5 protein-coding genes are annotated in these 5,333 nt (G+C 69.9%); 4 read left to right on the forward strand and 1 reads right to left on the reverse strand.

Annotated elements, in window-relative coordinates; translation table 11 throughout:
• Positions 1–445: LacI family DNA-binding transcriptional regulator (locus AC51EU_RS26650; RefSeq protein WP_496269636.1), on the reverse strand; the 445-nt coding region annotated here is incomplete at its 3' end.
• A gap of 574 nt (positions 446–1,019) precedes the next feature.
• On the opposite strand from AC51EU_RS26650, the gene AC51EU_RS26655 reads away from it, so the two are divergent.
• The 4 genes from AC51EU_RS26655 to AC51EU_RS26670 all read left to right on the forward strand — a co-directional run.
• On the forward strand, positions 1,020–2,315 hold the full coding sequence (locus AC51EU_RS26655) for an ABC transporter substrate-binding protein (RefSeq protein ID WP_496269637.1): 1,296 nt from the start codon (positions 1,020–1,022) through the stop codon (positions 2,313–2,315).
• 8 nt (positions 2,316–2,323) lie between these two features.
• Positions 2,324–3,220 carry a carbohydrate ABC transporter permease gene (locus AC51EU_RS26660; protein ID WP_496269638.1) on the forward strand — a complete coding sequence of 299 codons (897 nt, stop codon included), beginning with the start codon at positions 2,324–2,326 and terminating at the stop codon, positions 3,218–3,220.
• A gap of 80 nt (positions 3,221–3,300) precedes the next feature.
• The gene (locus AC51EU_RS26665; protein ID WP_496269640.1) at positions 3,301–4,122 is read left to right on the forward strand and encodes a carbohydrate ABC transporter permease; all 822 of its coding nucleotides are present in this window, start codon (positions 3,301–3,303) and stop codon (positions 4,120–4,122) included.
• Between the two features lie 100 nt (positions 4,123–4,222).
• The coding region (locus AC51EU_RS26670; RefSeq protein ID WP_496269639.1) for a glycoside hydrolase 5 family protein at positions 4,223–5,333 on the forward strand (1,111 nt) is incomplete at its 3' end.

A 5,333-nucleotide genomic window follows, 5' to 3' on the forward strand; every position in this document is an offset into this window, starting at 1 on the left:
GGGGGTCGCGGGTGCGGGGGTCGACGACGAGGACGCCGTCCACCCGGCGCTCGGCCCACCAGCGGCGGTAGAGGGCGCACTCGGTGTCGAGGTCCTCGACGACCTGGAAGAGCAGGGCGATCTTCCGGGCGGAGAGCACCTCCTGGATGCCGGAGACGAGTTGGAGGAAGAAGGACTCCACCCCGAGGGTCCGGGCGGGGCGGGCGAGTACGAGGCCCACACAGCCCGCGCGTTCGCCGGACAGGGCGCGGGCCGCGCTGTTGGCCTGCCAGCCCAGTTCCTCGGCGACGCGGCGTACCCGGGCGCGGGTCTCGTCGGAGACTCCGGGCCGGTCGTTGAGCGCGAAGGACACCGCGCTCTCGGACACCCCGGCCCGGCGGGCGATGTCCTTGATGGTCGGTCGGCGTGCCGGTCTACGGCGGGCGGCCTCACCGGGCGCTGTCATGGAGGGCTCTCCTCGGGCGGTGGGCCCCGCCCGGCCGGCGCGGGGGCACGGAGGGGGCGTACGACGGGGCCGCGGCGCGGGTTTCGCCACCCGGTGCCGGACATGACCGGGCCGGGTCCCGGCGGGTGCTGCGGCCCCCTGGCTCATGTGCGCGTTGCACTGACTCACTAAACCGCATTAGTGCTCCAGTTTGATCACCGGCGCGTGAGCTGTCAAACACGGTGCCGTCGGCGGGCGTTGTCCCTGGTCAGGCCATACGCCGAGGAAGCCGGAGACGCCGCCTCGGCGCGCCGCCCCACCAGCCCCCGGCGACGGAGAACGCACGTTTCCCGTCCAGGTGTTGACACTCACTAAATCGCATTAGTACCGTCTGGCCAACATCGCTCCCGGACCACCGGATATAGGCGTCCCGGTGGCGGCAGGGCACGTCCCGAGCTTTTCCTTTCCCGTGCCCGAAGCGTTGTGACATTCCGAATCACCGATACGGATGAGCGTCGCTCCGACGCCACGGCTTTCGCCGGCGGGCGCCGTACACAGGCGACACGTTCTGGTCCGAGCAAAGGAGCCGGCAACCATGCGTATATCCCGTCGAGCCGCCGCCGTCACCGCGGCACTGGCCACCTCGGCCCTCACCCTGACCGCGTGCGGGGGCTCCGGGGACTCCGGCGCCTCCGACAGTGCCTCGGGGAAGGTCGAGGGCCGGGTGACGTTCCAGACCTGGAATCTCAAGGCGAATTTCAAGGACTATTTCGAGGGCCTCATCAAGGACTTCGAGAAGAAATATCCCGACGCGAAGGTGAACTGGATCGACCAGCCCGCCGAGGGGTACCCGGACAAGCTGAGCGCGGACGCGGCGGGCGGCACGCTGCCGGATGTCGTCAACGTCTCCCCCGACCTCGCCTATCCGCTGGCGAAGGCCAAGATGGCGCTCGATCTGGAGAAGGCCGCCCCGCAATACGCGAAGGAATATCTGGACGGCGCCTGGAAGAGTTACCGGATGCCGGGAATGGGGTCGGGTGTCTACGCCTTCCCCTGGTATCTGAACACCGGGCCGATCTTCTACAACAAGGCGCTGTTCAAGAAGGCCGGACTGGACCCGGAGAAGCCGCCGACGACCTATGCCCGGTTGTTCGACGACGCGCTGGCGATGGCGGAGAAGAGCGACGGGAAGATCGCGATGCTGGCGAGCACCCCGTCGATCGAGGACTTCGGCCGCTACGGCGTGCCGCTGATGAACGACGGGGGCACGGAGTTCACCTTCAACGATCCCAAGGGCGTCGAACTGGTCGAGCACTACAAGAAGTTGTACGAGGCCGGTGCGCTCGACTCGCAGGCGCTGACCGCGCAGGCCGAGGCCGCCGGGCGGAAGTTCCAGCAGCAGTCCGTGGCGATGAACCCGGGCAGCGCGCACGACCTGGGGAACTTCAAGAAGGAGGCGCCGAGCCTCTACAAGAACATCGGCATCACGGACACGGTGACCAACACCGGTAAGGCCAATATGTATGTGCAGGGCCTGATGGTGAACGCGCAGAGCAAGGTCAAGCCCGCGGCCGTCGCCTTCGCGCACTTCGTCACCGACCGTAAGAACCAGATGAGCTTCGCGAAGCAGGTCACGATCTTCCCCAGCACCCGCGGTTCCCTGGACGACCCGTACTTCACCAAGGAGGACGGGACCGACGACACCCGTGTGCGCGTCGCGTCCGCGAAGTCCCTGAAGACCGCCGTCAATTACACGCCGGTGCTGCTGAGCGACCAGATGAAGACGGTGCTGCGCAACGCGGTCGCCCGTGCGGTGCAGGGCAAGCAGTCCCCCAAGGCCGCGCTCGACGCCGCGGCCGCCGAGTGCAACCGCCTGCTGAAGACCGCCTGAGGACCACCGTGACGACCCAACCGCGGGCGCGGCGGATCCGTACGCATCTGCCGTCCACGCCCTGGCTCTTCCTGGCCCCGGGCCTGCTCATCGTGGGCGCGTTCAGCCTGTACCCGTTCCTGAGCACGGTGGCGCACTCGTTCACCGACGCGCGCACGCTCACCCCGGGGACGTTCGTGGGCGGCGACAACTACCAGGAGCTGATCCACGACGCGATGTTCTGGACGGGGCTGCGCAACAGCCTGCTGTACGTCCTGGGCTGCGTCCCGCTGCTGGTGCTGCTGCCGCTGCTGCTGGCGCTGCTGGTGCGGCGTCATCTGCCGGGCATCGCCTTCTTCCGTTCCGCGTACTACACGCCCGTGGTCGCCTCGGTCGTCGTGGTCGGGCTGATCTGGATCTGGATGCTGGACGACCGCGGTCTGATCAACGCGGTGCTGGAGGCCGTCGGCTTCGGCAAGGTCGGCTTCCTGAGCGATCCCTGGCTGCTGCTGTTCAGCGCGATGGCGGTGACGGTCTGGAAGGGCCTCGGCTACTACATGATCATTTACCTGGCGGCGCTGGCCAATGTGCCGCGCGAGCTGCACGAGGCGTGCGCGGTCGACGGTGCCGGAGCGGTGCGCCGCTTCTGGACCGTGACGGTGCCCGCGGTGCGCTCCACGATGGTGCTGGTGGGCGCGCTCTCCTCGGTCGGCGCGTTCAAGGTGTTCTCGGAGGTCTATCTGATGGCCGGTCCGACCGGCGGTCCCGCCGGTGAGGACACCACGCTGGTGATGCTGGTGCAGCAGGTCGGCACCGGGCTCAACGGCCGGGTCGGCTATGCCTCGGCGCTCTCCGTCGTGGTGTTCGTGATCACCCTGGGTCTGATGCTGCTGGTGCTGCGCGCCAACCGGAAGGAGGACGCATGAACGCCGGGAGCGGGACCGCGCCGGCCTCCGGCCGGCCCAGGCGCCGGGAGAAGGAGCAACGGGACGATTCCGGACGCAGGATGCCGGCCTGGCAGGTGGTACTGCGCTACGTCCTGCTGCTGGCCGTGCTGGCCCTGATGATCGGGCCGTTCCTGTGGCAGCTGTCCACCTCGCTCAAGGGGCCGGGCGAGGACATCTACAGCTACCCGCCCAAGCTGCTGCCCTCGGACCCCACCCTGGACAACTACGCCGGGGTCGCGAAGATCATCCCGGTATGGGACTTCGCCCTGAACTCCCTCAAGGTCGCCGCCGCCAATGTGCTCACCAACTGCGTGGGCGCCGCCCTCGCCGGCTACGCCCTGGCCCGGATGCGCTTCCGGGGCCGCAAGGGCGCCCTGGTCGTCTTCCTGATGGCGATGCTGGTGCCGGTCGAGAGCATCATGGTCGCCCAGTTCGTGACGATGCGGGAACTCCAGCTCAACAACACCCTGGTCGGTGTGCTGCTGCCCGCCTGCATCGGCGCGATGAACGTCCTGCTGATGCGCAACGCCTTCGCCAATCTGCCCTACGAGGTGGAGGAGGCGGCGTTCGTCGACGGCGCCAACGCCTGGCAGCGGTTCACCCGGATCGCGCTGCCGTCGGTCAAGGGCACCCTCGCCGTCGTGGCGATCTTCGCCTTCATGGGGGCGTGGGACGACTTCCTGTGGCCGCTGATCGTGCTGAGCGACCAGTCGAAGTTCACCCTGACCATCGGCCTGAACTTCCTGCACGGCACGTTCGCCGACAACCAGCGGCTGGTCGCGGCCGGGACGATCATCGCCGTCCTCCCGCTGATGGTGATGTTCGCCTGCCTCCAGCGTTTCTTCTTCCGCGGCGTCGGAGAGGGTGCGGTCAAGGGCTGAACCGGTACCGCGCCGGCACACCGCCGGCCGGGCCCCGAAGTCCGGCCGGCCCCGCTCCCCCACCCCTCCGCCGACCTCCCGTCCACCGACAGGAATCCCGATGCCCGTACCGCACCCCGCCCCCCGCCCGCTCCGCTTCGGCGTCAACTACACACCGAGCCAGGGGTGGTTCCACCACTGGCTGGACTTCGACCTCGACGCCGTGCGCGCCGACCTGGACTCCATCGCCGCCCTGGGCCTGGACCACCTCCGCGTCTTCCCGCTGTGGCCGCTGTTCCAGCCCAACCGCTCCCTGATCCGCCCGCGCGCCGTCGAACAGCTCGTCCAGCTCGCGGACGCCGCCGCCGAGCGCGGCCTGGACGTGGCCGTCGACGGGCTCCAGGGGCATCTGTCCAGCTTCGACTTCCTGCCCGCCTGGACGCAGACCTGGCACCGCCGGTCCCTGTTCACCGACCCCGAGGTGCTGTCGGGCCAGGAGGAGTACCTGCGGACCCTCGCCGCCGCGCTGGCCGACCGGCCCGCGTTCCTCGGGATGACGCTCGGCAACGAGTTCAACCAGTTCTCCGACGACCCGCACCCGGACCCCGACCGGGTCACCGACGCCGGGGCCACGGCCTGGCTGGAGCGGATGCTGGCGGCCTGCGAGGAGGGCGCCCCGGGCAGGCTGCACCTGCACGCCGCGTACGACGCCGCCTGGTACCGCGACGGCCACCCCTTCACCCCCGCCCAGGCCGCCCGGCTCGGCGGCGTGACGGCGGTGCACTCCTGGGTGTTCAACGGGACGGCGCAGCGGCACGGGCAGACCGGCACCGCCACCGAGCACCACGCCGCCTACCTCATCGAACTGTCCAAGGCGTGGGCGAGAGACCCGCACCGCCCGGTGTGGCTGCAGGAGGTCGGCGCGCCCGCCCCGCACATCCCGGCCGACGGCGCCGCGCACTTCACCGAGGCGACCGTGGCGGGCGCCCTGGACTGCCCGGACGTGTGGGGCGTCACCTGGTGGTGCTCGCACGACGTGTCCCGGTCGCTGGCGGACTTCCCCGAGCTGGAGTACGACCTCGGCCTGCTGCGCAACGACCGGTCCGTCAAGCCCGCCGGGCGGGCGCTGGCCGAGATCGCGGAGCGGTGGCGCGGCCGCCCGCACAGCGCTCCGGCCCGTACGACCGCGCTGGTCGCCGACGTCGGCGGGGCGGAGGCGGCGCCACGGCGCT

The organism is Candidatus Streptomyces philanthi (genome assembly GCF_059553635.1).